The 24,809-nt window shown below is 68.4% G+C and carries 27 protein-coding genes; 4 read left to right on the top strand and 23 right to left on the bottom strand.

The features are described from left to right. Positions 1 to 597, top strand: a complete 597-nt coding sequence (locus F5X71_RS02605) for a TetR/AcrR family transcriptional regulator (protein WP_167460492.1) — start codon at positions 1 to 3, stop codon at positions 595 to 597. A 57-nt stretch (positions 598 to 654) separates the two neighbouring features. Here the strand turns inward: F5X71_RS02605 and F5X71_RS02600 are convergent, their stop codons facing one another. Both F5X71_RS02600 and F5X71_RS02595 read right to left on the bottom strand, forming a co-directional pair. Next, complete coding sequence (locus F5X71_RS02600) at positions 655 to 1,500, bottom strand: ABC transporter permease (RefSeq protein WP_167460491.1); 846 nt, start codon at positions 1,498 to 1,500, stop codon at positions 655 to 657. Between the two features lie 2 nt (positions 1,501 to 1,502). Beyond that, on the bottom strand, positions 1,503 to 2,396 hold the full coding sequence (locus F5X71_RS02595) for an ABC transporter ATP-binding protein (protein ID WP_167460490.1): 894 nt from the start codon (positions 2,394 to 2,396) through the stop codon (positions 1,503 to 1,505). A gap of 162 nt (positions 2,397 to 2,558) precedes the next feature. Between F5X71_RS02595 and F5X71_RS02590 the strand changes: the two genes are divergently transcribed. Together F5X71_RS02590 and F5X71_RS02585 are read left to right on the top strand one after the other, a co-directional pair. Then, positions 2,559 to 4,013, top strand: coding sequence for a sensor histidine kinase (locus F5X71_RS02590; protein ID WP_238815692.1), 1,455 nt, complete (start codon positions 2,559 to 2,561; stop codon positions 4,011 to 4,013). Further along, on the top strand, positions 4,010 to 4,672 hold the full coding sequence (locus F5X71_RS02585) for a response regulator transcription factor (protein WP_014981297.1): 663 nt from the start codon (positions 4,010 to 4,012) through the stop codon (positions 4,670 to 4,672). Before F5X71_RS02590 ends, F5X71_RS02585 begins: the two co-directional genes overlap by 4 nt. Positions 4,673 to 4,677: 5 nt before the next feature. Here F5X71_RS02585 and F5X71_RS02580 read toward each other — a convergent pair whose 3' ends face one another. Beyond that, positions 4,678 to 5,319 carry a vWA domain-containing protein gene (locus F5X71_RS02580; protein WP_174817004.1) on the bottom strand — a complete coding sequence of 214 codons (642 nt, stop codon included), beginning with the start codon at positions 5,317 to 5,319 and terminating at the stop codon, positions 4,678 to 4,680. 241 nt (positions 5,320 to 5,560) lie between these two features. Here F5X71_RS02580 and F5X71_RS02575 point away from each other — a divergent pair, with 241 nt between their 5' ends. After that, positions 5,561 to 6,352, top strand: coding sequence for an LLM class flavin-dependent oxidoreductase (locus F5X71_RS02575; protein WP_167460489.1), 792 nt, complete (start codon positions 5,561 to 5,563; stop codon positions 6,350 to 6,352). Positions 6,353 to 6,425: 73 nt separating this feature from the next. On the opposite strand, the gene F5X71_RS02570 is transcribed toward F5X71_RS02575, so the two are convergent. The 20 genes from F5X71_RS02570 to folP all read right to left on the bottom strand — a co-directional run bounded on the left by F5X71_RS02570 (position 6,426) and on the right by folP (position 24,726). Beyond that, entirely contained in the window at positions 6,426 to 8,981 is a 2,556-nt protein-coding gene (locus F5X71_RS02570) for an ATP-dependent Clp protease ATP-binding subunit (protein WP_167460488.1), read from the bottom strand. Positions 8,982 to 9,224: 243 nt separating this feature from the next. Next, positions 9,225 to 10,406 (bottom strand): DUF6545 domain-containing protein, encoded by a 1,182-nt coding sequence (locus F5X71_RS02565; RefSeq protein WP_167460487.1) that lies wholly within the window; start codon positions 10,404 to 10,406, stop codon positions 9,225 to 9,227. Then, positions 10,403 to 10,903, bottom strand: a complete 501-nt coding sequence (locus tag F5X71_RS02560) for a hypothetical protein (protein ID WP_167460486.1) — start codon at positions 10,901 to 10,903, stop codon at positions 10,403 to 10,405. Before F5X71_RS02560 ends, F5X71_RS02565 begins: the two co-directional genes overlap by 4 nt. Positions 10,904 to 11,050: 147 nt before the next feature. Beyond that, on the bottom strand, positions 11,051 to 11,989 hold the full coding sequence (locus F5X71_RS02555; RefSeq protein ID WP_167460485.1) for an esterase/lipase family protein: 939 nt from the start codon (positions 11,987 to 11,989) through the stop codon (positions 11,051 to 11,053). Between the two features lie 14 nt (positions 11,990 to 12,003). Further along, on the bottom strand, positions 12,004 to 12,429 hold the full coding sequence (locus F5X71_RS36795; RefSeq protein WP_238815691.1) for a hypothetical protein: 426 nt from the start codon (positions 12,427 to 12,429) through the stop codon (positions 12,004 to 12,006). 77 nt (positions 12,430 to 12,506) lie between these two features. After that, positions 12,507 to 13,097 carry a DUF1772 domain-containing protein gene (locus F5X71_RS02550; protein WP_167460484.1) on the bottom strand — a complete coding sequence of 197 codons (591 nt, stop codon included), beginning with the start codon at positions 13,095 to 13,097 and terminating at the stop codon, positions 12,507 to 12,509. Positions 13,098 to 13,226: 129 nt separating this feature from the next. Then, positions 13,227 to 13,787, bottom strand: coding sequence for an FHA domain-containing protein (locus tag F5X71_RS02545; protein WP_238815962.1), 561 nt, complete (start codon positions 13,785 to 13,787; stop codon positions 13,227 to 13,229). 295 nt (positions 13,788 to 14,082) lie between these two features. After that, on the bottom strand, positions 14,083 to 14,442 hold the full coding sequence (locus F5X71_RS02540) for a histone-like nucleoid-structuring protein Lsr2 (protein WP_167460482.1): 360 nt from the start codon (positions 14,440 to 14,442) through the stop codon (positions 14,083 to 14,085). Between the two features lie 115 nt (positions 14,443 to 14,557). Further along, positions 14,558 to 16,024 carry a lysine--tRNA ligase gene (lysS, locus tag F5X71_RS02535; protein WP_167466155.1) on the bottom strand — a complete coding sequence of 489 codons (1,467 nt, stop codon included), beginning with the start codon at positions 16,022 to 16,024 and terminating at the stop codon, positions 14,558 to 14,560. 340 nt (positions 16,025 to 16,364) lie between these two features. Beyond that, on the bottom strand, positions 16,365 to 16,787 hold the full coding sequence (locus F5X71_RS02530) for a rhodanese-like domain-containing protein (RefSeq protein ID WP_167466153.1): 423 nt from the start codon (positions 16,785 to 16,787) through the stop codon (positions 16,365 to 16,367). A gap of 8 nt (positions 16,788 to 16,795) precedes the next feature. Beyond that, the gene (locus F5X71_RS02525; RefSeq protein ID WP_167460481.1) at positions 16,796 to 17,419 is read right to left on the bottom strand and encodes a cysteine dioxygenase; all 624 of its coding nucleotides are present in this window, start codon (positions 17,417 to 17,419) and stop codon (positions 16,796 to 16,798) included. Between the two features lie 182 nt (positions 17,420 to 17,601). Continuing rightward, complete coding sequence (locus tag F5X71_RS02520) at positions 17,602 to 18,399, bottom strand: type III pantothenate kinase (RefSeq protein ID WP_167460480.1); 798 nt, start codon at positions 18,397 to 18,399, stop codon at positions 17,602 to 17,604. 18 nt (positions 18,400 to 18,417) lie between these two features. After that, positions 18,418 to 18,840, bottom strand: a complete 423-nt coding sequence (panD, locus tag F5X71_RS02515; RefSeq protein ID WP_167460479.1) for an aspartate 1-decarboxylase — start codon at positions 18,838 to 18,840, stop codon at positions 18,418 to 18,420. Between the two features lie 25 nt (positions 18,841 to 18,865). Further along, positions 18,866 to 19,795 (bottom strand): pantoate--beta-alanine ligase, encoded by a 930-nt coding sequence (gene panC, locus F5X71_RS02510; protein ID WP_167460478.1) that lies wholly within the window; start codon positions 19,793 to 19,795, stop codon positions 18,866 to 18,868. Beyond that, positions 19,795 to 20,739, bottom strand: coding sequence for a Rossmann-like and DUF2520 domain-containing protein (locus tag F5X71_RS02505; protein ID WP_167460477.1), 945 nt, complete (start codon positions 20,737 to 20,739; stop codon positions 19,795 to 19,797). Before F5X71_RS02505 ends, panC begins: the two co-directional genes overlap by 1 nt. A gap of 545 nt (positions 20,740 to 21,284) precedes the next feature. Beyond that, on the bottom strand, positions 21,285 to 22,331 hold the full coding sequence (locus tag F5X71_RS02500) for a DUF6779 domain-containing protein (protein WP_194250751.1): 1,047 nt from the start codon (positions 22,329 to 22,331) through the stop codon (positions 21,285 to 21,287). A 70-nt stretch (positions 22,332 to 22,401) separates the two neighbouring features. Next, positions 22,402 to 22,878, bottom strand: coding sequence for a DUF3180 domain-containing protein (locus F5X71_RS02495; RefSeq protein WP_167460476.1), 477 nt, complete (start codon positions 22,876 to 22,878; stop codon positions 22,402 to 22,404). After that, on the bottom strand, positions 22,875 to 23,417 hold the full coding sequence (gene folK / locus F5X71_RS02490; RefSeq protein WP_167460475.1) for a 2-amino-4-hydroxy-6-hydroxymethyldihydropteridine diphosphokinase: 543 nt from the start codon (positions 23,415 to 23,417) through the stop codon (positions 22,875 to 22,877). Before folK ends, F5X71_RS02495 begins: the two co-directional genes overlap by 4 nt. Continuing rightward, positions 23,414 to 23,851, bottom strand: coding sequence for a dihydroneopterin aldolase (gene folB, locus F5X71_RS02485; RefSeq protein WP_167460474.1), 438 nt, complete (start codon positions 23,849 to 23,851; stop codon positions 23,414 to 23,416). Before folB ends, folK begins: the two co-directional genes overlap by 4 nt. Next, positions 23,848 to 24,726 carry a dihydropteroate synthase gene (folP, locus tag F5X71_RS02480; protein WP_167460473.1) on the bottom strand — a complete coding sequence of 293 codons (879 nt, stop codon included), beginning with the start codon at positions 24,724 to 24,726 and terminating at the stop codon, positions 23,848 to 23,850. Before folP ends, folB begins: the two co-directional genes overlap by 4 nt. Positions 24,727 to 24,809: the final 83 nt, after the last annotated feature.

Raw genomic sequence — 24,809 nt, 5'->3', positions numbered from 1 at the left:
ATGACCAGCCATCCAGACCTGCTCAGCGGTCGATCCGCCGCACCGCCCGAGCGCGCGGACGCCGCCCGCAACCGGGCCAAGGTGCTCGCCGCGGCGGCGGAGCTGTTCGCCTCGCGCGACCCGCGCACGGTGACGATGGACGACATCGCCAAGGCGGCGGGCGTCGGGCGTGGCACGCTCTATCGCCGGTACCCGGACCGCAATTCGATCGCGGTGGCCCTGCTCGACGAGCACGAACGGGCGCTGCAGGAGCAGCTGATCGGGGGCGAAGCGCCGCTGGGCCCCGGCGCACCTCCGGCCGATCGGCTGGCCGCGTTCTATGCCGCGATGGTCGAAATGCTGGACGCGCACGCCGATCTCGTCCTCGGCGCGGAAACCGGCGGGGCGCGCTTCGCGACCGGCGCGTACGGCTTCTGGTCCGCCCACGTGCGAGCATTGTTGCGAGAGGCTGGAATTCGAGAACCCGACGCGTTGATCGACCCGCTGCTTGCGCCGTTGTCCGCGGAGGTGTACCACCAGCAGCGCGGTCGCGGTCTCAGCCCGGCACAGATCGCACAGGCGCTGTCCCGGCTCGCCCACGCGGTGCTCGGCGGCTGAGGCGCCCGCGCGAAAGCCGTCGGCGCACTGTCCGCCAACGGCTTTCGGCTCGATCCGTCACACCAGGTCGCGGCGGCGCAGCAAGATCACCGTGCCCGCCACGAACAGTGCGATATAGCCCGTCAGCACGAGCAGCGCCGCAGAGCGCGGCAGGATGTCGAGGACGCCCGGTGTCCCGGCCCCGACCGTCCGCATCGCGCCTGCCAGCGATCCGGCGGCGGTCCCCGGCAGGTGATCGGTGAGCACCGCGATCGGCGCGAAGATGCCTGCCACCCCGCGCAGCAGGTTCTCCACCACCAGCACCCACACCAGCCCGAGGCCGACCGCGAGCGCCGGTCCGCGCGCGATCGCGCCGATCAGCGCGCCCGCCAGCGTCCACATCCAGAGAATCATGACGCCGGTGAGCAGGCCGAGGCCGGACTCCCGCAGCGAAGGCAGCGCGAGCGACTGCCCCTGCGTCGCACCGATCAGTGCTGCCACCCCGATGTCGACCACGAACGCGGTGAGCACCAGCGCGAGCACAACCACCAGCAGGCTCACTATCAGCCCACCCACCGCGCCGGCCCGCGACGGCCCCTGGGTGAAGGCCGTTTTCCAAGTCCCCCAGCCGAATCCGCTGCCGGTGCTCAGCGCGCCGAGCACGAGCAGCAACGCGCCGCCGAACATCGCCATACCCTGGGTGAAGACGCCGGGCACCGCGGCGGGCAGCAGCTGTTGCAGCAGCACCTCTCTCGGCAGGCCGTTCGACATCCGGCCCGATTCGCCCGAGGTGTAGGCGAGGTAGTTGAACAGATACGCGAAGGTCAGATTCAGCAGTATCCAGGTGCCCAGGATGATCCAGAACGCGGGCCACTTCCGCAGGCGCAGCGCTTCGGCGCGCGTGCTCGAAATCAGGTCTTTCATGGTCACTGTCCGTTCGTCATCTCGAAAAACACTTCTTCCAAGGACTTTTCGTCGCGGCGCAGCTCCAGCAGGTCGGCTCCCGCGCCGAGCACCGCGCGCGCCACCGCGGGTGCGGTGCCCTCGACCCCCTCGATCCGGATGCCGCCGGAGGTCAGGATCGCCGACCGCGCGCCGACCGCGGCGCGCACGGCCGCGAACGCCACCTCGACCGGCTCGGCCCGCAGCAACAGCGAAGAGGCGCCGCGCAATTCGGCCACCGTCGCCTCGGCGAGCAGCGTGCCGTGCGAGATGACGCCGACCCGATCACAGATCTCCTGCACCTCGCTGAGCATGTGACTCGACAGCAGCACGGTGTGCCCGTCACCGGCCAATGCCGTGATCAGCTCCCGCATCTCGGCCATGCCCTGCGGATCGAGGCCGTTCGTCGGCTCGTCCAGGATCAGCAGATCCGGCCTGCCGAGCAGGGCGGCGCCGACGCCGAGTCGCTGCTTCATGCCGAGGGAGTAGGTGCGGAATTTGTCGTCGGCCCGCTCGGCGAGACCGACACGGTCCAGTGCGTCGGCGATCTCGGCGCGGCCGAGGCCGCGGTATTTCGCCAGCACCCGCAGGTTGTCCCGGCCGGAGAGGTAGGGATAGAACCCCGGCCCCTCGATGAGCACGCCGATCCGGCGCACCACCGCGGGGTCGCCCGGTGCGTGCCCGGCCACGGTCGCGGTGCCCGCACTGGGCCGGACCAGCCCGACGAGCATGCGCAACGTGGTCGTCTTGCCCGCGCCGTTCGGCCCGAGGAACCCGTAGATCTCGCCGGCGGCCACCCGCATGCGCACCCGGTCGACGGCGGTGTGTTCGCCGTAGCGTTTGGTCAGCCCGTCGGTGACCACGATCGAATCGTTCATGCCGTCGAGCATTCGCCGTGGTCGGGGCCGGTCACATCCGTCGCGCGGCGACGACCCGGGTACGTAAGCCGCACTACGCTGCTGCCGTAGCCGAGCAATACGTAGCGAGGCGGACGCCGTTGCGCCCCCGAGCCGAATAGGCTGCTGCGGGTGAGGACAAGCATGACGAGTCGAAGCTCACTGGGCTGGGATTGGGGTGTGGCGGTCGTCGTCGCCGCGCTCCAGATCGTCGGCGGCACGTTCGCGAACCTGAGAATCGGCGAGAATTCGCTCGACGCAATCGGTTACGCCCTACTACTCGCCGGACCCGTCGCGCTGACCCAGCGCCGCGCCCACCCGCTACCGGTGCTGTTCGTCGCGCTCGGCGCGTGCCTGGCCTACCTGGCGCTCGGCTACGGCTACGGGCCGATCTTCCTGTCGCTGGTCGTCGCGTTCCTCACGGCAGGCAGCACCGGAGCGCGCCGGTGGACCTACCCCTTGGTGCCGCTCGGCTATCTGGTGCTGGTCTGGCCGGTGCCCGAACTGTTCGGGCACGGCGCCAACATCTGGCAGATCTTCGCGCTGATGGCCTGGCTGGTCGTGCTGCTGTGCGCCGTCGAGGGGATTCGGCAGCGCAACGCCATCCTGCTCGCGCGCAGGCAGCGCGCCGAGGCCGCCCGCCGCGACGAGCAGGCGCAGCGGGAGCGCCGCGCGAGCGAGCAGCGCCTTGCGATCGCTCGCGAACTGCACGACGTACTGGCACACAGCCTTTCGCTGATCAACGTGCAATCGTCAGTGGCGCTCGAGCTGTTCGACAAGAAGCCCGAGCAGGCCGCGTCCGCGCTCGACGCGATCAAGACGGCGAGCCGCGACGCGCTCGCCGAGGTGCACACGCTGCTGCACTCGATTCGCACCGGCGAGGTCACCGGCGAATCCGAGGCCGAGACAGTCGAATTCGCCGAACCCGAGCAGCCGGCGCCGAATCGGCGGCGGCCGGGCCGCGGCTGGAACACCCGTACTACCGGTGGTGGCGGGCGGGTTCCGGCCGAGGAGCACGAATCCGACGGTGCGAGCCGGGAATCGGAGACTCCGCCACCGCGCCCGGCGGCACCGCGCGCCCCGGCGCCGAGCATCGGCGACCTGGACGCACTGCTGCAGCGGGCGCGCGCCGCGGGGTTGGCGGTGGATACCAAGATCATCGGAACGCCGCAGCAGCTGCCGAGCGTCATCGACGTGGCAGGCGCGCGGATCATCCAGGAGTCGCTGACGAACGTGGTGCGGCACGCGCCGGGCGCGCAGGCCTCGGTGACCGTGCGCTACGCGGCGCACTCGGTCGACATCACCGTCGACAATTCCCGCCCCGCCGCGGCCACCCCGAAATCGGGCACCGGCGGCGGCAACGGCATCCTCGGCATGCGCGAGCGCACCCACGCGCTCGGCGGCGCGCTCACCGCGGGCCCGCGCCCGAGCGGCGGGTTCCGGGTCGCGGCCCGGTTGCCGTTGCAGCCGATGGAACCGAGCGAGCGAGCGGCACCGTCGCGGCACCGCGACGACACCGCGCGACCCGACAATGTCCGGCCGATCCGGCCGGGCGAGCCGAGTTCGGGACAGCCCAGCGCGGGCGAGGCGCGATCATGAGCATCCGGGTCCTGGTCGCCGACGATCAAGCGCTGGTGCGCGGCGGTTTCGTCGCGCTGCTCGCCGCCCAGGACGGGATCGAGGTGGTCGGCGAGGCGGACAACGGCGAACAGGCCGTGCGGATGACCCGCAGCCTCACCCCCGACGTGGTGCTGATGGACATCAGGATGCCGATCCTGGACGGCCTCGCCGCGACCCGCATGATCGCCGAGGACCCGCAGCTCGCCGCGGTGCGGGTGGTGGTGCTGACCACCTTCGAGCTCGACGAGTATGTCTTCGAGGCGATGCGCGCGGGCGCGACCGGGTTCCTGGTGAAGCACACCGAACCGGCCGACCTGGTCCGCGCGGTGCGGGTGGTCGCGGCCGGGGACGCGCTGCTCTCGCCCGGGGTCACCCGGCGGCTGATCGCCGAGTTCTCCGCGCACGCGAAAACCCCACCGCCCGCGACGCTTTCCGAACTCACCGAGCGCGAGCGCGAGGTGATGGTGCTGGTCGCGGAGGGGCTCACCAACGCCGAGATCGGTGCGCGGCTGTTCATGAGCCCCGCCACCGCGCGCACGCACGTCAGCCGGATCCTGATGAAGCTCGGTGCCCGCGACCGCACCCAATTGGTGGTCATGGCCTACGAATCCGGGCTGGTGCGGCCGGGCTGGCAGTAGGCCGCTCAGTTGCCCGGGTTCGCCTCCTGGCGCTCCGCGTCGGTGAACCCGCTCCTGGCCGCGCCCGGCGCGCTCTGCAGCCGCGCGGAGTAGCGCGACGCGGACCGGAAGACGGCCGAAACACCCTGGGGCGCAGCCGCATAGGTGATGGAAGAGCCGGGGTCGAAGCCCATGCCGGTGCCGATCTCGACGGCGTCCATATTGGCGCCGAGGAACAGGAACTCCCAGCTGTATACCTCGCGCTGCTGCACAATCAGCGACTTCACCGCCGCGTGCGACCATTCCCGGCTGGAGTTCTCGTGGCCGTCGGTGAGCACGACCACGATCACCGTGCCCGGCCGTGCGTCCTCCGGGCGCCGGGCCAGCTCGGTGCCGATATCGGTGACCAGCTTGCCGACCGCGTCGTAGAGGGCGGTCATGCCGCGCGGTTGCAGGTGCAGCGGCGGGACCTCGGCGAGCGGCTTGTTCGCGTAGACGCACTCGTACTCGGTGTCGAACTGCGCCAGGGTCACCTCGATCGTCTTCGGGACCGTGCGCTGCTGCTCGAGGAACGCCGCGAACCCGCCCTCGGTATCGGTTTTGATCGACTGCATCGAACCGGAACGGTCCAGCAGTACGGCGATCAGGGTCAGATCTGGATTTGTCATAGGCACCCCCGCGGTCGGTGTATCGAACCCTCTCCAACGTACGCCGATCTGGCGCGGCGGAGTGCGGCCGCGGCGGCGCACGGCAACGTTCGAGCATCGCCGGTACTAGCCGGGTCCGAGCGCCGTGGCAAACCCGCGGCAGCGCCCGGATCGGCCGTGTCGACGTACGCGCGCAGGCGTATATCGACCGGCTACGCGCGGCCGATGTCACGGTATGGTCTCCCGGCGCAGGCTGGTGCCCATGACATTCGCCATCGTCCTCGTCCCCCGCTCCGGCGCCGAGTGGGTCCGCTCCGTCCAGGCCGCCGAGCGGCAGGGCTACGCGACGATCCTGCTGCCGGACACCCTCGACACACCGTCGCCGTTCCCGGCACTGGCCGCCGCGGCCGCCGTCACCGATACCGTCCGGCTGCGCCCGAACGTGCTCGCCGGGCCGCTGCGCAACGCCGCCGCTACCATCCGGGAAACCGCGACGCTGCAACTGCTTTCGGACGGACGCTTCGAGCTCGGCATCGGCTCCGGCCGCCCCGGCGCGCAGGCCGAGGCCGAACGGCTCGGCATGCCTTGGGGTTCGGCGGCCGCCCGGCGGGCGCAGCTGGCCGACACCGTGGCCGCGGTCCGTGCCGCGGTCGATCCGGCGCCTGCGGTCACCGTCGCCGCCAGCGGGCCCCGAATGCTAGCCGCCGCAGCGGAATTCGCCGACCGCATTCTGCTCGCGGCGGGACCTCAGGTCACCGAGCCCGAGCTCGCCGACATGGTCCGCATCGTCGGCGACCACACCGACCGCCCGATTGCCTTCAGCCACCAACTGATCGGCATCGGCGACCGACTCCCCTACTGGACCAGCACCCGTCTCGGCCACACCGCCGACGCGTTGCGCGCGGCGGGTGCGGCGGGTGTGCTCGACGCCGACCCGGCCGCCGCCATCGACACGCTGGAGCGCCGCAGGGAAAAGTACGGCATCGATGAGGTGATCGTGCCCGGTGAGCTCGCGGACGCCTTCGCACCGGTGCTCGCGCACTGGTCGGCCTAGCGCCGCGCCGATCTGCTTGCCCGAGACGCGAAAAGGCCCGCCTCCCTGCGGAAGGCGGGCCTTTCGGTTGTTCTTACTCGCCGACGGCTTCGGCGGGGCCTTCGGTCGCGCCGGTCAGCACGACTTCGGGCTTCTCCTCGGACTTGTCGCCCTTGGTCAGCTTCGCCTTGCCGGTGAAGGTGAACCTGGCGTCCTCGCCGGAGCCTTCGCCGTCCCAGCCCTCGACGTCGACCACGATGGTCTGGCCCGCGCCGATCTCGCCGAAGAGGATCTTCTCCGACAGCTGGTCCTCGATCTCGCGCTGAATGGTGCGACGCAGCGGGCGGGCACCGAGCACGGGATCGAAACCGCGCTTGGCCAGCAGCGCCTTGCCCTGCTCGGTCAGCTCGATCTCCATATCCTTGTTCTTCAACTGCTTGGCGACGCGGCCGATCATCAGGTCCACCATCTGCACGATCTGATCGGTCGTGAGCTGGTGGAAGACGATGACGTCGTCGATGCGGTTGAGGAACTCGGGGCGGAAGTGCTTCTTCAGCTCGTCGTTGACCTTGAGCTTCATCCGCTCGTAGTTCGAGCCCTCGGCGTTGGACTGGGTGAAGCCCAGGCCGACCGCCTTGGAGATGTCGGAGGTGCCCAGGTTCGAGGTGAAGATCAGCACGGTGTTCTTGAAGTCGACCGTGCGACCCTGGCCGTCGGTGAGACGACCGTCCTCGAGGACCTGCAACAGGGTGTTGTAGATCTCCTGGTGTGCCTTCTCGATCTCGTCGAACAGCACGACGGAGAACGGCTTGCGGCGCACCTTCTCGGTGAGCTGGCCGCCCTCTTCGTAACCGACGTACCCGGGAGGGGCACCGAAGAGCCGCGACGCGGTGAAGCGGTCGTGGAACTCGCCCATATCGATCTGGATGAGCGCGTCGTCGTCGCCGAACAGGAAGTTCGCCAGCGCCTTGGACAGCTCGGTCTTACCGACACCGGACGGACCGGCGAAGATGAACGAGCCGGACGGACGCTTCGGATCCTTCAGGCCGGCGCGCGTGCGGCGGATCGCCTTGGAGACGGCCTTGACGGCGTCTTCCTGGCCGATGATCCGCTTGTGCAGCTCGTCCTCCATGCGGAGCAGCCGGGTGGTCTCCTCCTCGGTGAGCTTGAAGACGGGGATGCCGGTCCAGTTGGCCAGCACCTCCGCGATCTGCTCGTCGTCGACCTCGGCGACCACGTCGAGATCGCCGGAGCGCCACTGCTTTTCCCGCTCGGCGCGCTTGGCCACCAGCTGCTTTTCCTTGTCGCGCAGCCGCGCCGCCTTCTCGAAGTCCTGCGCGTCGATCGCGCTCTCCTTCTCCCGGCGCGCGTCGGCGATCTTGTCGTCGAATTCGCGCAGGTCCGGCGGGGCGGTCATACGACGGATGCGCATGCGCGCACCGGCCTCGTCGATCAGGTCGATCGCCTTGTCCGGCAGGAACCGGTCGTTGATGTAGCGGTCGGCCAGCGTCGCCGCGGCCACCAGCGCGCCGTCGGTGATGGACACCCGGTGGTGCGCCTCGTAGCGGTCGCGCAGACCCTTGAGGATGTTGATGGTGTGCTCGACCGTCGGCTCGCCGACCTGGACCGGCTGGAACCGGCGCTCCAGCGCGGCGTCCTTCTCGATGTACTTGCGGTACTCGTCGAGCGTGGTCGCGCCGATGGTCTGCAGCTCGCCACGGGCCAGCTTCGGCTTCAGGATCGAGGCCGCGTCGATCGCGCCCTCGGCGGCACCCGCACCCACGAGCGTGTGCAGCTCGTCGATGAACAGGATGATGTCGCCGCGGGTGTTGATCTCCTTGAGCACCTTCTTCAGGCGCTCTTCGAAGTCACCGCGGTAGCGGCTGCCCGCGACCAGCGAGCCCAGGTCCAGGGTGTAGAGCTGCTTGTCCTTCAGCGTCTCCGGCACCTCGCCGTTGACGATGGCCTGCGCCAGGCCCTCGACGACCGCGGTCTTACCGACACCGGGCTCGCCGATGAGGACGGGGTTGTTCTTGGTACGGCGGCTCAGCACCTGCATCACGCGCTCGATTTCCTTCGAGCGGCCGATGACGGGATCGAGCTTGCCCTCGAGCGCGGCCTGGGTCAGGTTGCGGCCGAACTGGTCGAGCACCAGCGAGGTGGACGGCGTGCCCGCCTCACCGCGGGAACCGGACTCGACCGGCTCCTTGCCCTGGTACCCGGACAGCAGCTGGATGACCTGCTGACGCACCCGGTTGAGATCGGCGCCCAGTTTCACGAGCACCTGCGCGGCGACGCCCTCACCCTCGCGGATGAGACCGAGCAGGATGTGCTCGGTGCCGATGTAGTTGTGGCCGAGCTGCAACGCCTCGCGCAGGCTCAGCTCCAAGACTTTCTTGGCCCGCGGGGTGAACGGGATGTGGCCGGACGGAGCCTGCTGGCCCTGACCGATGATCTCCTCCACCTGGCTGCGCACGCCCTCCAGCGAAATGCCGAGCGATTCCAGCGACTTGGCCGCGACACCCTCACCCTCGTGAATCAGCCCCAGCAGGATGTGCTCGGTGCCGATGTAGTTGTGGTTGAGCATCCGGGCCTCTTCCTGGGCCAGGACAACGACACGCCTCGCGCGGTCGGTGAACCTCTCGAACATCGCTCCCTCACTCTCCTGCTTCCGACATTCTGGCAACAGACGCCGCAGTGTGCTGTGTAACAACCGTGGGCGTCAGCCTGCCATGAAGCCCGGGGGTCGTGGCCCCCGACTCCACTCTAGTTGCCGGGGGATACTGCCGCCGCCAGTCCACCCTATTGGCGACCAGCGTCAGCACGGTCATTCACTCATAACGTGAGCGTTGCATGATTCGTTTCCCTCAAGGTTTTGCCCTCAGCGAACAGATCACGTCCCGCACTCGGACATCCCGGACTGCCCAACGGCTTCCGAGCGGGCCGCGATGATCTGGGCGCGGGCCCAGCACTCGGCGAGCGCGGTCAACTCGGCGATCTCAGCGTCGACGCCTCCTGTCGACGCGATCATCGACATACCCCGGCCGCACCGCGTTACACCAGTACGGCGCGCCCGGCACGCGCGCGCGAGGCGCACCGCCGAGACCATCGTAGGGTCGAGACCCGCGACGACCGCACGGTGTGCCTGCTCCTGCGGCACGTCGTACCCGGCGAGAATCCTGACCGAATCGCGGATCTCGATGACGGTTCGATGCAGCAGGAACCGGCTACGGCGGCTGCCGATCACCGGACCGGTGTAGACCACCTCCGGGCAGGTCGCGGTGAGGTCGGCCCACAGCGGGAGCAGCCGCTTGCGCGAGCGCGAGTGATTGTCGAGTTCGAGCCATTCGGCCGCGCGCAGCAGCACCGGTATCGCGACGAGCACCGCGAACAGCACCGCCTGCCACAGCAGCACATCCCGGTCGATGACCTGCTGAATCCGCGCGAAAACCGTATGCCTGCCCGCGATCTGATACACGGCGGCGATGGGCGCACAGGTGAACCCGGCGAACAGGATCACCAGAAAGACCAGTCCCGCCCCGAGCAATGCCAGGTCACGGGGGTCGGTACGGCCGCGCAGCTCGACCAGGCACACCTCGACGAGCAGCACCGCCATCCACCAGGTCAGCGGGAGCAACGACGCCCAGTAACCGACCGCGCCCCAGCCGACGTCCTGTTCGATCATCACCCCGGCCGCCCGCGCGTGCGCACCGCTGATCATGGTCGTCACCGCACAGCTCAGCCCGAGGCCGACCACCAGGTAGGGCGAGGTCGCGCGGCCGAGCACGGCGCGCAGCGTGAGCACGTTCACACCCGCCACCGCGATCATGACGGCCATCGCGAGCTGGAACTGCGTGGCCACCGACAGGCATCCACCGGAGAGCGTGTATACCCAGCCCTGCCACGTCGGCTCGCGCAGGGTCGCGGCGACCGCGAGACCCGCGAGCAACAGATTCGCCCGACGGGCGTAGACGGTCGCGTGGAAACCGACCATCCGGATACCCCACAGCACCCAGATACCGCACACCAGCGGCGCGGAGATCACCGTGGGCCACGACGATGTCATGTCGGTCATTCGCCGAACAGTTCGCGGCGAAACCGCGAGCCCGCGGGCGCCGACCTGGCCTCGGACATGATCAACGACGCGAACAATTCCGCCTGACGTTCGGCGCCGTCGTCGTAGTCGCTGCGCGCGAGCACCCGCACCACCGTTGCCGGGTCGACGCTCGGAAACAGCGTCCGGATGTTCGCGTGCTGTGCGCCGCTCGGCCTGCCGTCGCGGTGCCCGAGCAGCAGGTGACCGATCTCGTGCAGCACGATGTGGTCGCCGTGATAGTCGGAAATGGTTGCGTCGTAGGCGATCACCACGTCCTCGGCGCGCTCCAGCAGCAGCCCGCACGGCAGGTCTTCGGCGGCGACGCCGCGCAGCGGCACCAGCTGTATGCGCGTTCCGGTCCGCGCCGCGATCTGCCCGACGAAATCCGCCAGCCGCCACGGCTGCGGCACGGTGAGCGTCGCGAACAGCTCGCGCACCGCGTCGGCGTGCGGGTCACGACGCGGCCGAAACCTCATCCCACCTGCGAACCCTATGCGCCGCAAGGAAACTCCCGAACTCGGCGGCCAGGCATGGACATGTCCGGTCAGGCTACCGCACCCGTGCGGGGCAACCAACGGACGCGATGGGCACCCACCGCCTCGACCCGACCGCCGAGTCCGCGGCTAGCCGGTGAACGGCGGGATGAACTCGCACGGCACCGGCACGGGGTGCGCCGGGTCGAGCGCGTTCAGCACGTACGCCGCGGCGCGCGGGCTGCCCGCGATGCCCGCGTGCTCGGAGAGGTCCTGCGAACAACCTTCCTGCACCACGATATTCGTGGCGTTCGGCGCGGGTACCAGTCCGACGGTGTACGGCACGACGAGCTCGTCGAGGCTGGACGCGATGTTGACGTAGGTGACATTCGGGTCGTAGACGCCGTCGGCGTTCAACGCGAGCAGGAAGTCCGAGCCGTGCAGCACCTGCCGGCAAGCCTGGCACAGGGATCCGGCAACGGCGTCGAATGCCGGACCCGCGCCAAGGCGCTTGCTGAAGGCCGCGATGTCCCCGGCGGCGAGCAGGTTCGTGCCGAGCCACGGCGGCGCGATGGCGACCATCTTGTCTACCGTGGCCGCACCGCCGAGACGTTTGATGTAGTAGTTGCCGACGAGGTTGCCCTGCGAGTGCCCGATGAGGTCGACCCGCTGCGCGCCGGTCGCGGCGAGCACCCGATCGACGAAGGCGGCCAACTGCGCTCCGCTCTGTTCGATCGGCCGCATCCCGCCGACGGCGGAGATCGGCCACGGCAGGTCGTAGGCCCCGTAGGTCAGCGCGTACACGCAGTAGCCCTGATTGGCCAGCAGCGGGGCGTACACGCCCCAATTCGTCTGCGCGCCACCGCCGGTGCCGTGCGCCAGCACGACGGGGTTGGGATGGGCGGCGCTCGGGCGACAGGACCAGTCATTGCTACCCGGTAGCGAACCGCCGGGATTCAGCAGCTCGTTCGGAATCCCCGCGAAAAAGTTGTAATCGACCGGATAGTCGGCGCGGGCGGGGCTCGCGGTGACCGCGCACAGCGCGGCGAGCAGGACGATGAGTAACGAAAAGCCGGGAACATGCCGCACGATGGCCTCCAATACTAGAACGCGTTCCAGAAATTACCGCAGAAGTGTCTGAGTCGGGCCGACTCGGGAAAGTTTCGGGCGGCCGGGCCACCCAGCACCGCCGCCACCGGAATCCTTGCGGTCAGGCCGCCGCAACGCCGGTAAAGTTCCGTGGCGACGGCGATCGCTCGGCGCCGACGTTCGATTGCGGCACGGCGTTCGCGCAGGCAGGGATGGTGCGATTCAGACAGCCGGAGCCGGCGACGAGCCGAGACCCGCTGGCGCAGTACGCCGTTCAGCTCGCCCCGAGCTCGTGCGGCGAATTGGCGTGGGACGCGACCGGTCGGTGCCGCCGCGTCCGCCGAGGACGTCGCGGGCGAGATCGCCCGCTCCACCCTTCTGGCGAAACGATGGATCCGGCGCGCAAAGCCGTTGCCGCCGAACCATTCGCGGTACGGCAACGACCCCGTCACCCGGGCCGACCCGAGGTCGCGCGGATGACGGGGTCGTCGAATTCGTTGCGGCGGTTGGCCGCGGACTAGCGGTGGGCCGCGAGGCCCGGGTGGCCGGGGAACTGCGCGGGCGCGGGCTGCGCGGCGGTCGCCACCGCGCCCACCGCGGCGGTCGCCTTGCCGTGCTGGATGCCCGCGACGAACAGCGCGCCGCAGAGCGCCAGGAAGGCCAGTGTGTGCAGCACCGCGCGGACGATGTTGCAACGGACCCAGACGGCTTCGAAATCGGCACGGACCGCGGCCAGGTCGGCGATCTGGCCGACGTCACCCGCTGCGGCGAGCTGGTCGTTCAATGGCACGTTCAGACCGGAGGTGACCGCGAACGCGATCACGTTGAGCACCAAGCCGATACCGACCCAGACCAGCACGGCGCGCTGCTCTCTGCCCAGGTGCAGCAGCGCCGCCAGGATCGAGAAGCCGACGGTGCCGAGGAAACCGATCATGAAGACCGGGTTGATGATGACCACGTTGATCTTCTGCATCACATCGATCATCGTGCGGTCGTCGGCGCGGTTCAGCGCGGGCATCACCGAGTTCGCGTAGCCGTAGAACAGGCCGGCGATCAGGCCGGTGGCCAGCGTGGCCACCACCAAGGCGAACAGACGTGTGGCGGTCATTTTTCCTCCAGTGCGAAACCCTGACCGACGCCCTCATCGCCTCGGTTCATGGTTTTCAGTCAAGCCGGTTCGTCAAGGGCTTTCCATGGTCGAGACGCTCGGCTGACCAATCAATCGTCTACGGGAGGCTCACAGGTCGCGGTCGGAGATCAGACCGCTCTGAATCGCCAGAAACGCCAGGCGGACCCGCTTCGCGTTCTGCGGCAGGTCTTCCACCCCGAATTTGCCGAACAGCACCCGCAGATGGGTCTTGATCGCGTCGACGCTGAGGAACAGCTCCTCGGCGATCTGCTGATTCGAGGCGGGCGTGGCGAAGGCGGCGCCGTTCTTGTAGGGCCGGCACAGTGCGATCAGCACCGAGCGCTGGGTATCGGTGAGCTGACTGGTGGTCGGGGTGGAACCGGTCGAGGTCCGGGTGATGTCGTCGGCGACACCGCCGAAATCGTGGAACGACACCCGGGAGGTGCCGACCCGGATCACGTCGCCCGCCATCAGCCTGCGCCTGCCGACCAGTCGGTCGCCGTTGACGAAAGTGCCGTTGCGCGAAAGGCCGTCGTCCACGATGGTCCACTGGGCGCCGAGATATTCGATCGCGGCGTGCAACCGGGACACCTCCGCGTCCCAGGACAGGGCCAGGTCGGCCTGCGGGGAGCGGCCGATCGTGACGCGTTCGCGCTCGGGGGTCAGCATGAACTCCTGCTGGCGGCCCGTGTCGTCTTGGAAACGCAAAAATGATCCGACGAATCCAGTCACTGCGCCGATACCTCGCCTCTCCCTACCGCCAGTGACCGTTGCACGATATCCATGGTGCCGCGTCCTGGAACTACGAGCAAGATCGCGCCGCGCGCCGCGTGGGACAGCGTGTCCCCCGCGGTGCGGCAATATCCACTGCCTATGAACGAGCGACGGGCCGCAACCGCTAAATACAAGACCGCCGCCCCGACGTCGCACGATTCGCGGGGGCGGCGGTGTGAAAAATACGAAACTAACCCTTGGCGGCCTTGTTGTACGCGTCGGTGATGTCGGCGGAGATACGGCCCCGCGCGGACACCTTGTGCCCATTCCGACGTGCCCATTCACGAATTGCCGCGCTTTGTTCCCGGTCGATCGAGACCCGGCTCTTCGGGGCGCCCGTCGCGGTGGTGGCGGCCTTGACCCGGCGCCTGCCACTCACCCGGCGAGCGCTCGAAACCCACTCCTCCAGCCCGTCGCGCAGCTTCGCGGCATTTGCCGCGGACAGGTCGATCTCGTACGACACACCGTCGATCGCGAACTCGATGGTCTCGTCCGCGATGGACTCACCATCGACATCGTCGATCAGGCTAACGGTGACCTTCTTTGCCATGAGATGAACGTCCTCTCGAAATCGTGCGACCCGCATACTAGGCCGATTACCCGAGGCAAGAATACCTCGAATTCCCAAATTTCCAAGACGAGGCCGAGATTTTGCAATCAGCCCGTCAGCGAGTGACCGGTCGCACAATTGGGAACAGTATTGTTTCCCGGATTCCGAGACCCGTCAACGCCATCAAGAGTCGATCGATTCCCATACCGGTACCGGTCGTCGGCGGCATCCCGTGCTCCATCGCGGCAAGGAAGTCCTCGTCCAACGCCATGGCCTCATCGTCGCCTTGCGCGGCCAACCTGGCTTGATCCACGAAGCGCTCGCGCTGGATCACCGGATCGACCAACTCCGAATAGCCAGTAGCCAACTCGAAGCCACGGACATACAGATCCCACTTCTCCGTGACACCGGCGGTGGATCGATGCTGCCTGGTGAGCGGTGATGTCTCCACCGGGAAGTCACGCACGAAAGTCGGCGCGTACAGCTTGTCGCCGTACTGGTGTTCCCACAGTTCCTCGACAAGTTTGCCGTGCCCATAGCCCTTGTCCTCGGGAATTTCCAGACCGACCCGATCGGCAAGCGCGCGCAATTCGGCTATCGACGTTTCCGGTGTCACGGAGACGCCGAGGGCGTCTGAGAGAGACGGGTACATCTCGACCGTCGCCCACTCACCGCGCAGGTCGTATTCCGTGCCGTCGGCCAGTGTCACCACCTGGGTGCCGAACACCTCCTGGGCGACTTCCTGCACCAATTCCCGGGTCATCCGCGCGGAGTCGTCGTAGGTTCCGTACGCCTGGTACGTTTCCAGCATCGCGAACTCGGGGGAATGCGTGGAGTCCGAACCCTCGTTACGGAAGTTCCGGTTGATCTCGAAGACCTGCTCGAGCCCGCCGACCACGCAGCGCTTCAGGAACAGTTCCGGCGCGATACGCAGGTAGAGATCGATATCGAGCGCATTGGAATGGGTGACGAACGGGCGCGCGGCCGCGCCGCCGTGCAGCGTCTGCAGCATCGGCGTCTCCACCTCGAGGAAACCGCGGCGCTCCAGCGCGTTACGCAGCGCCCGCACCACCGCGATCCTGGTACGCGCCATTTCCCTGGCCTCGGGACGCACGATCAGGTCGACATAGCGCTGCCGGACCCGCGACTCCTCGTTCATCTCCTTGTGCGCCACCGGCAACGGCCGCAGCGCCTTGGCCGCCATGAACCAGGAATCGGCCATGACGCTCAATTCACCGGTTCGCGAGGAGATCACCTCGCCGTGCACGAAAACGAAGTCACCGAGGTCGACGTCGGCCTTCCAGGCCGCGAGCGCGTCGGCGCCGACACCGTTGAGGCTGATCATCGCCTGCAGCTTGGTGCCGTCGCCCTCCTGCAGCGTCGCAAAACACAGTTTGCCGGTATTTCGCATGAATATGACGCGTCCGGCGACACCGGCCTGCAGCCCGGTCTGGGTGTCGGGGGCGAGATCGGGATATGCCGCGCGAATTTCGGCGAGGGTATGCGTGCGCGGTACCACCACGGGATACGCGTCACCACCCGCGGCGAGCAACCGCTCCCGCTTCTCCTTACGAATCCGGATCTGCTCGGGGGCGTCGTCGGCGTCGGGCGCCGCGGCGGGCCGCGAATCCGATGCGGGATCGCTGGAGGGGGAAGTGTTGGCAGTGCTCACATCCAACAACCCTAGCGTGCATCGGAAATCCTTTCGCGCGCCGCCCGCCCGCCGCCGGATACGATACGAGCGGCGCGCGAGTCCCCGGCCGCCTACCCGCGCCGCGACCGCGCGCCACGCTATCGGATCCGCCCGATTCGCCCGCCGGATTTGCCTGGTACCGCGTCGCCCGAAATAGCCGTCGGTTTGCAGCGAGCAGCCAAAGTCCTTGGCCGCCCGGATCTTTCGAGCTGGAAGGGATAACTGGCAATTACAGCGAGGCCAGCGCGGCGACCTCGCGGGCGAAGTGCGGCGCGCGCATTCCGATGTGCAACAGCCCCGCCGCCTTCAGCGCGTGGAAACCGCCGACCAGGTCGGTGGCCCTGCGCAGCCCGAGTTGCTGTAGCGATGCCGCGGCAAGACTCGAGGTATAGCCCTCCGAGCAGACGATGATCCATTCGATCTCGTGCTCCGTGGCCAATGCCAGTCGCGCGGAACTGGACGGATCGAGCCGCCATTCCAGCACATTCCGCTCGATCACCAGCGCACCGGGCAAGGCGCCCTCGCGCACCCGCTGCGCCTGCGGCCTGATGTCGACCAGAATCGCGCCACGGGCGAGCGCCTTCGGCAATTCGAAGGCATAGATCCGGGTCAGTTGCGCCCGGGCGTGCTCGAGCATCTGATCGATAGTCAAATGTTCCATTACATGTCACCTTCGGGCTGGTCGGTGAGAACGGTTCTGGAGCGCCGCAGGGTGCCGTGGCCGGTGACCTCGTAATAGGACATGGCGGTGAGCGGCGGTGAATACGCGTGCACGCTGAGCGTCGGTTCGAGCAGTGCGGGATCCGCCGCAGCGGTTCCCGCGGCACTGGTCACGGATTGGGCGGGGGCACGCATCACGTCGTGCACCCAGCCGATCGGAAACGACGCCTGATCGCCCGCGGTGAGAATGCGGCGGCGCAGTTCGGTGCCGTTCCAGCGATATTCCGAAAGCGCGCCACTGAGCACGGTCAACGCGCCGAGCGAGCCGGCGTGATCGTGCAGTTCGGTGGATTTCCCCGGCGTCCAGCTGATCAGCCAGACATCGACCTCGTCATCGGCGAGCAGCCGGGCCGCCCAGCGTTCCTCGGCAGGCCAGACGCCATTGGCGGGCAACAGGTGGTCGTATCGACCGGCCAGCACGTCTTCGGCGCCTTCGTCGGTCAACCGCAACAGGTCGGCGGGACGAAGGCGCGTGGGTAATGCGGAAGCCACGGCACGATCAAGCGGCGGGGTAGCCGAAAAGTCGTCACGTGCGGAGGAAAGGGAAAGAACAGAAGAACGCATGAGCGAATCTCCAGGAGTTGTGAACGGTCGAGGGCGGGTGGTCAGCCTCGATCGGTCGAGGCCAGGTCAGCCTCGACAACACTCCTGAGTGCGCACGCGGAAATACACAGCGGTGAGTGTATCAGCACCGGACGCGGGCGCGCCAAGCCCGCGTCGGTGCGACGAACCCGACACCACGAAACTCAGCCCACACCCTTGCGGCGTTGGTTGCGCTCGTATACGAGGCGCAAGCCGGTCAGCGTGAGATAGGGGTCGTGATCTTCGATGGTCTCCGATTCCGGAACGATCAACGGCGCGGTCGGGCCGGTCGCCACCACCGCCACATCATCGCCTGCGAAGGCCTCGAACTCGTCGCGAATCCGGTCCACCAGTCCGTCGACCATCCCGGCGAATCCGAACACCGCCGCGGACTGCATGCATTCCATGCTGTTCTTACCGACCACCGAACGCGGCCTGGCCAGCTCGACCCGGCGCATAGCGGTGCGCTCGACAACGGCCTCCATCGAAATCTCCACGCCGGGCGCGATGATGCCGCCCAGGAACTCACCTTTACCGGAGACCAGATCGACACAGATGGCCGCGCCGAAATCGACGACGATCGTCGGCGACGAATAATGCTGATAGGCGGCCAGGCAGTTCACGATCCGGTCCGCGCCCACCTCTTTCGGGTTGTCCACCAGCAGCGGAATACCCGTGCGCACACCGGGTTCCACCAGCACGTGCGGCACGTGCGCCCAATACTGGGTCAGCATCGTGCGTAGTTCCCGCAGCACCGGCGGCACCGTGGACAGCGCGGAAACTCCGACCACCTCGTCCAGCTGCGCGCCGACCAGGCCACGCACCTGCATGGCGAATTCATCGGCGCTCAGTAACGGATTGGTGTGGATCCGCCAGTGCCGCACCAGTTTCGAATGCGCACCGCTGCCCGAGAAAAGCCCGAGCACAATATGGGTATTGCGGACGTCGATCGTCAGCAGCATCGGATGCCCGCCGGTTGCTCAGCCGGCGAAGGACAGCGAGCGCGGCGAGGTCAGCCCCGAACCCGCGGGCGCGTGCGCGGGATCCGAACCGAGTTCGACCTGACGATTACGCTCGTCCACGAAAACGACCTTCGGATCGTATTCCGCGATTTCCTGTTCATTCATCTGGCCATAGGCGATCAGAATGACCAGATCGCCCGGGTGCACCAGATGGGCGGCGGCGCCGTTGATTCCGATCACGCCGGAACCGCGTTCACCCGCGATGACATAGGTCTCCAGGCGGGCGCCGTTATTGATGTCGACGATGCAGACCTGCTCGCCCTCGAGCAGATCGGCGGCATCGAGCAGGTCCTGGTCGACCGTGACCGAACCGACGTAGTGCAGGTCGGCGTGGGTCACCGTGGCGCGGTGGATCTTCGACTTCATCATGGTGCGCAGCATGGCGTCGCCCTTTCGTTGGTGCGGCTCAGGCGGGCTGGGAGGTGCGGGTATCGGAAACGTTGGGGTGGCCGTCGATCGGGGCACCGAGGGTGACGGCGACATTGTCGATCAGCCGGGTCCGGCCGACCCTGGCGGCGACGAGCAGCCGGGCGTTGCCGGTCGCTGGGGCGGATTCCAGGTTGGCCGAACGCAATTCGAGATAGTCGACCTCGATGCCGGACGCGGCGTCGAGCACCTGACGGGCCGCGGCGAGCACCGCATCGGCGCCGAGACCGCCCGCATGCTTGCCCGCCGCCAGCGCGGCCGACAGCGCCAGCGCCGATTCCCGTTGTGCCGCATCGAGAAAGCGGTTCCGCGAGGACATGGCCAGGCCGTCCGGCTCGCGCACGGTCACCACCGGCTTGATCCGGACGTCGAAATTCAAGTCCCGGACCAGCTGGCGGATCAGCGTCAACTGCTGATAGTCCTTCTCGCCGAAATACACCTCGGTCGGCCTGGCGATCTGCAGCAACTTCGCGACCACGGTCAGCATGCCCGCGAAATGCGTTGGCCTGCTGGCGCCTTCGAGCTCCGCGCCGATCGGCCCCGGCTGCACGGTGGTGCGCGGGCCGTCCGGATACATGTCGGACACGCTCGGCGCGAACACCAACTCGACACCCTCGGCGCGCAACAGCGCCACATCGGCGTCCAAGGTGCGCGGGTATTTGTCCAGGTCCTCGTTCGCGCCGAACTGCAGCGGATTGACGAAGATCGAGACGATCACGACCTGATTGGTCTTCTTGGCCTGGCGCACGATCTCCAGATGGCCCTCGTGCAGCGCGCCCATCGTCGGCACCAGCGCGACGGTGCGGCCGACCCCGCGCAGCGCGTTGCACACCTGGGTGATCACGGCGGGATCGTGGTGCACGGTCAGCTCGCCCGGCTTGAAGGCGCCACGTAATTTCGGATCGAACATCAGCGCCCCTTCAGCAGCTCGATGACAGCGGGATTCGTACCTGCGCGTTCGGCGGTGCGCAGCGACAACGCGCGATAGCCCTCGGCCAAGCGCGGATCGACGGCTTCCAGCGCGCGCAAATGCGCGGCCACCGCCGCGGCGTCGCCCCGCGCGACCGGACCGGTCAACGCGGACTGGCCGCGGCGCAACGCGTTGTCCAACGCGGCCGACGCCAACGGGGCCAGCAACCGCTCGGCCAGCCCGTTCGGCTGATCGTCGACCACCTGCTGCCCGAGCAGACCCGGCCCGGACAGCGCGACCCGCAACGCGGCCACCGCGTCCACGATCACCGTGACCAGGTGATTACTGCCGTGCGCGAGCGCGGCGTGATACAGCGCGCGGTGCTCCTCGGGCACCCGCACCGGCTCCCCGCCCATCTCGATCACCAGCGCCTGCGCGATCGCATAGCCGATCTCATCAGCGGCCGTGATACCGAAACAGGCATTGCCGAGCCGGGAAATGTCCTCGTCGTGGCCGGTGAAGGTCATCGCGGGATGAATCGCCAGCGGCAGCGCACCCGAGTCCGTCAGCGGAGCGAGCACGGCGATCCCGTTCGCACCCGAGGTATGCGCCACAATCGTGCCCGGCCGCACCGCGCGCGCCGAGGCCAAACCGCGCACCAAACCCGCCAACTCGGTATCGGGCACCGCGAGCAGCAACAACTCGCTGCGTTTGGCTACATCCTCGACCGGCAGAATCTCCGAATCCGGCAGCCGGGTACGCGCCCGATGCACCGAAGCATCGGAAATAGCGCAGGCACCGAACACCACATGCCCGGCCCGCTCCAACGCGACACCCAACGCCGAGCCGACCCGGCCCGCCGAAACAATGCCTACCGTGAGACGCGCGGGAGCAGGGTCATAACTCGAAGGCGCGCCGTCAGAATTAACGCTTCTCGAGGTCAACGTTGTCCTCTCGATGTCGTTCCAGTCCCGCCGAGCGGGTACCGGACGTTTCGCCATCGAGAATATCGGCCCCGGGTTTCCCGACGCCACGCCCCCAGCCAGTGATGTTCGACGCAGTGTTGTTGGCCGCGCGGGCGCGGCGTGGTTCGCGGCCCCTTTTGTCTCGTGGCTCAGCTGTCGAGACTCGCGCCTGCGGCGCATGCGCTTCGACAGCTGAGCCACGAGACGGCCGCGAACCGAGTCGCTCGTAAGACTCGCTCCGTCTCGGGGGCGTTATGCGGGAAAGTCGGCGGCAAAGTTCATGGACGCCGGTGGCATGGGGCCGAGTCATGGCACCTTCGACGCATGCGCTTCAACCGGTGAGACACAAGCGGCCGCGAACGGGTGTGCCGTTGTGGGGCGGACGCCTGGTGAGCATTGCGCGCGTGGGCGGGGATTGATCGCAGGCGTATTTCTGCCGTACGGATGCTAGGCAGGGTGGGGGCGGCTCACTTCGTTGTGGCGCGGCGGGGAGTCGACTTGCTCGCGGGCGGGGCTGGCTGGTGCTAGTGGGTTTCGCGGCTTTGTTCCTCCGATTGGAGGTTGGCCATGATTTCCGCGACGGAGAGGCGGCGTTCGGGGGTGCCGGAGTCGGTGTCGGGGTCGGCGCGGCGGCGTCGGCGGGAGCTGGCGGTGCCTGCCGGGGAGGGGGACGTGGTGGGCCAGGCGGAGGGGCGAGTCGACGGTGTAGACGCGATCGGCCATGGGGTCGGGGTTGGCTTGGACTCGGGGGCCGGCTCGGGGTCGGGTTCGGGGGTGGGCTGGATGACGGGGCCCTCGGTGAAGGCGTCGGCCCAGCCGGACGATGCGGCCGCCGAATCCTGGCCCCAGCCGGACGATGCGGGTGCCGAATCCTGGTCGCCGTGGTCGATGTCGGTGATCTCGGCGTCGCTCTCGTCGTCGTAGGAGACCACGGAGGTCTCCGCGGTGACCGGATCGTCGAAGGGACTGGCGAAGGCGGGCGCCTCGGGATGATCGGGGGTGAACACCGGTGTCACGCTGCTGCGCGGTTGCTGGTCGGGACCGTAGGACCAGACGCCGGCATTCGTGGAGCTATTGTTCGCCGGGTCGCCGACCGCGCTGGTCAGCTCCTGGATCCTGGTGGCGTCGGCCCGCAACGCCGGACGATCTACCAGCAGATCACCGTCGAAAAGCCGCTGCAGGCTCTGCCGGAGCACGGTGAGTTCGGCGCGCAGCGCGGCCAATTCGGCGGCGTCCGCCCCGACTTCCTCGCGCACTCGGGCCTCGAGGCCGAGTTCGAATTCGCGGCGCGCGGTGACCTCGCGCTCGAGCTGCAATTCGTAGACCGTCTGCAGATCGCGCACCTTGGCCTTGTCGATCGTGGCTTCCTTGCGGTACTTCGTCGCGGCCAACGCGCCGATGACGGCCGCCCACAGGGCCGCGACCAGACCGATCCTTACATATTGCAGGCTGTTACTGAAGATCAGGAAAACGCTGGCAACCAGCCCGAGAAGGATCAACACGCCGATGAACAATTTTCCCGCGTCTTCCCGCCGGCGACGGGAAGTGCTGGTACGGGAGGGTGAAACCATGCACGCCAGGGTAGCTTGATCGTCTCGCCGCGCCCACAGTCTGCCGCGGTGATTCCGCCAATAATATTTGCTAAGTAGTTGCGGGATCGTCGGTCGGGTCCTCGGGAGCCCGGCAGCAATACTCAAGCCACAGGGCCGCAGCAACCAAAGCCACCCCCGCCAGCATCCCGACGATCGCGCCCGGGCTGTCCGCGGCGGCCGCGCCGAGGGTGCCGCGCTGCGGGAAGACCCAGCAGAGGAAGCCGAGCCACACGCCAGCCGCGATCGACCCCACCTGCAACGAGGCCTTGGCCAGCGCGACCGCGCGGGCGGCGGTGATCGGATGCAGCTGATTCCTGCCGTTGCCGAGATCGTTGGCGCTGACCCTGGATCGGATCACGAACGCCAGCACCGCCTCGATCGCGGCGACCGGGTACAGCGAGGCGCCCGCGAAGATCGAGATCGGCGGAAAACTGTTGTAGGCCATCCGCGTCGCGATCCACGCGACGATCGCGGCGATCACCACGTTCGCCACCAGGTCCAGGACGCGCGTCGGCTTCAGCTTCATCTGACCGGTCCCTCGGCGGTCAGGTCGAACTCGGTCCGGTGCACGCCCGCACGGTCGGCGGCGGGCAGCGCGGCGAGTAGATCGGCGACCGCTCTGGTGGTGCCGTCCACCTCGAGCGCGGCGGCCGGTTCCAGCGCCAGCCAGGGCATCAGAACAAAGGCGCGCCGGTGCGCCTGCGGGTGCGGCAGCGTGAGCACCGGGTCGGCACTCGAACACGGCACCAGCTCGGCACCGCGGCGCTCGGCGCACCAGACCACATCGACATCGAGGGTCCGCGGCCCCCACCGCACCTCACGGACCCGCTCGGCCGCCTGCTCGAGCGCCTGTCCACGGTGCAGCCAGTCCGAACAGTCCAGCTCCGGATCCTCGACCACGACAACGGCATTGAGATAGTCGTCCTGCTCGACGCCGCCCCACGGCGCGGTGGAGTAGACCGGCGACACCGCGACGACCCGATCCCCGAAGCCGTGCACCACGCTGCGCAGGTGGGCGAGCCGGTCGCCCAGATTCGAACCGATGGACAGCACGGCGCGGCTCATTCCCGCCGCTCCTCGCGGTACCGGGTGGCGACGACCCGGACGTCGGCGAAGGTGTGCGCAATGGGCGCGGACGGCTTGTGCACCACCGCCTCGACCGCGGTGACCCGCGGGTCGGTCATCACGTCATCGGCGATCTCGGACACCACGGTCTCGATGAGGTTGCGGGGCGGACCCTCGATGATGCGCACGGCATTGTCGGCCAGTTCGCCGTAGTGCACGGTGTCGGCGATGTCGTCGGTGGCGACGGCACGCGCGAAATCCAGCCACACGGTCAGGTCGACGACGAACTCCTGGCCGTCGCGCCGCTCGTGCTCGAACACGCCGTGGTAGCCGAACGCGCGCAGGCCGCGCAGTTCGATCCGGTGCGCACCGCGCCCGATCGAGATGTCCTGCTGGGCCGCCGAACGCTCGGCACCGGTCCGGGTTCCACTCATCGCTGCGCTCCTAGCGAGCTCGGTCCGTGCGCGCGTGCCGCGGCCGCGCGCTGCCAGGCGTCGGTGACGGTGATGGCGTCCAGCGAGGCGCGCACGTCGTGCACGCGCACCCCCCAGGCCCCGTGCAGGGCGGCCAGCGCCGAGATGGTCGCCGTGGCGCTCTCGCGGCCGTCCGGCGGGCGCGGGCCCGAGGCATCGGCGAGCAGCGCGCCGAGGAAGCGCTTGCGCGAGGCGCCGATCAGCACCGGCAGACCGGCGTCGACCAGCTCCGGGAGCGCGGCGAGCAGGGCCCAGTTGTGCTCGGCGTTCTTGGCGAAGCCGAGGCCGGGGTCGAGGATCAGCCGGGCCGGGTCGACCCCCGCCGCGACCGCGAGCTCGACCTGGCCGTGCAGTTCGGCGCGCACCTCGGCGACCACGTCGTCGTAGTGATCGGCCGGGCCGGTGTGCCGGTAGTCGGCGCCCGCGCGCCAGTGCATGAGAATCCACGGAACCTCAGCCGCGGCAACGACTTTCACCATGCCGGGGTCGGCGCGACCGCCGGACACGTCGTTCACCACCGAGACACCGGCGGCCAGCGCGGCCTCGGCCACCCCGGCACGCATGGTGTCGACGCTGGTCGGCACGCCCGCGGCGACCAGGCCGCGGATCACCGGAACCACCCGCGCCGCTTCGGTTTCCGGGTCGACCCGGATCGCGCCGGGCCGGGTCGATTCGCCGCCGACGTCGATGATGTCCGCGCCCGCCGCGTACAGCTCGACGCCGTGCGCGATCGCGAGCTCGGGATCCAGATAGCGCCCGCCGTCGGAGAACGAGTCGCTGGTGACGTTGACGACGCCCATCACCACGCAGCGGCGACCGTCGCGCGCGAAATTCATGACGCCGCCCCGCGGCGCGGACACGACGTCGCGATGCGCACCGCCCCGCGGCGCCGACCCTCGCGCGCGATCATCCGGGTGTC

It is taken from the genome of Nocardia brasiliensis (assembly GCF_011801125.1).
In the GTDB taxonomy this organism is placed as follows: Bacteria; Actinomycetota; Actinomycetes; order Mycobacteriales; family Mycobacteriaceae; genus Nocardia; species Nocardia brasiliensis_C.
Note: the sequence above shows the minus strand (reverse complement) of the source record. Positions and strands in the feature narration are given on the sequence as shown.

Coding starts and splice junctions, on each gene's coding strand:
- panC (WP_167460478.1), bottom strand. CDS start 19,795: ATGTTCGATCCGAAATTACGTGGCGCCTTCAAGCCGGGCGAGCTGACC.
- F5X71_RS02585 (WP_014981297.1), top strand. CDS start 4,010: ATGAGCATCCGGGTCCTGGTCGCCGACGATCAAGCGCTGGTGCGCGGC.
- F5X71_RS02590 (WP_238815692.1), top strand. CDS start 2,559: ATGACGAGTCGAAGCTCACTGGGCTGGGATTGGGGTGTGGCGGTCGTC.
- F5X71_RS02500 (WP_194250751.1), bottom strand. CDS start 22,331: ATGGTTTCACCCTCCCGTACCAGCACTTCCCGTCGCCGGCGGGAAGAC.
- panD (WP_167460479.1), bottom strand. CDS start 18,840: ATGCTGCGCACCATGATGAAGTCGAAGATCCACCGCGCCACGGTGACC.
- F5X71_RS02545 (WP_238815962.1), bottom strand. CDS start 13,787: ATGCTGACCCCCGAGCGCGAACGCGTCACGATCGGCCGCTCCCCGCAG.
- F5X71_RS02550 (WP_167460484.1), bottom strand. CDS start 13,097: ATGACCGCCACACGTCTGTTCGCCTTGGTGGTGGCCACGCTGGCCACC.
- F5X71_RS02580 (WP_174817004.1), bottom strand. CDS start 5,319: ATGACAAATCCAGATCTGACCCTGATCGCCGTACTGCTGGACCGTTCC.
- folP (WP_167460473.1), bottom strand. CDS start 24,726: ATGAATTTCGCGCGCGACGGTCGCCGCTGCGTGGTGATGGGCGTCGTC.
- F5X71_RS02600 (WP_167460491.1), bottom strand. CDS start 1,500: ATGAAAGACCTGATTTCGAGCACGCGCGCCGAAGCGCTGCGCCTGCGG.
- F5X71_RS02560 (WP_167460486.1), bottom strand. CDS start 10,903: ATGAGGTTTCGGCCGCGTCGTGACCCGCACGCCGACGCGGTGCGCGAG.
- folK (WP_167460475.1), bottom strand. CDS start 23,417: ATGAGCCGCGCCGTGCTGTCCATCGGTTCGAATCTGGGCGACCGGCTC.
- F5X71_RS02595 (WP_167460490.1), bottom strand. CDS start 2,396: ATGAACGATTCGATCGTGGTCACCGACGGGCTGACCAAACGCTACGGC.
- F5X71_RS02605 (WP_167460492.1), top strand. CDS start 1: ATGACCAGCCATCCAGACCTGCTCAGCGGTCGATCCGCCGCACCGCCC.
- F5X71_RS02570 (WP_167460488.1), bottom strand. CDS start 8,981: ATGTTCGAGAGGTTCACCGACCGCGCGAGGCGTGTCGTTGTCCTGGCC.
- folB (WP_167460474.1), bottom strand. CDS start 23,851: ATGAGTGGAACCCGGACCGGTGCCGAGCGTTCGGCGGCCCAGCAGGAC.
- F5X71_RS02540 (WP_167460482.1), bottom strand. CDS start 14,442: ATGGCAAAGAAGGTCACCGTTAGCCTGATCGACGATGTCGATGGTGAG.
- F5X71_RS02520 (WP_167460480.1), bottom strand. CDS start 18,399: ATGCTGCTGACGATCGACGTCCGCAATACCCATATTGTGCTCGGGCTT.
- F5X71_RS02525 (WP_167460481.1), bottom strand. CDS start 17,419: ATGCGTTCTTCTGTTCTTTCCCTTTCCTCCGCACGTGACGACTTTTCG.
- F5X71_RS02565 (WP_167460487.1), bottom strand. CDS start 10,406: ATGACCGACATGACATCGTCGTGGCCCACGGTGATCTCCGCGCCGCTG.
- F5X71_RS02495 (WP_167460476.1), bottom strand. CDS start 22,878: ATGAAGCTGAAGCCGACGCGCGTCCTGGACCTGGTGGCGAACGTGGTG.
- F5X71_RS02575 (WP_167460489.1), top strand. CDS start 5,561: ATGACATTCGCCATCGTCCTCGTCCCCCGCTCCGGCGCCGAGTGGGTC.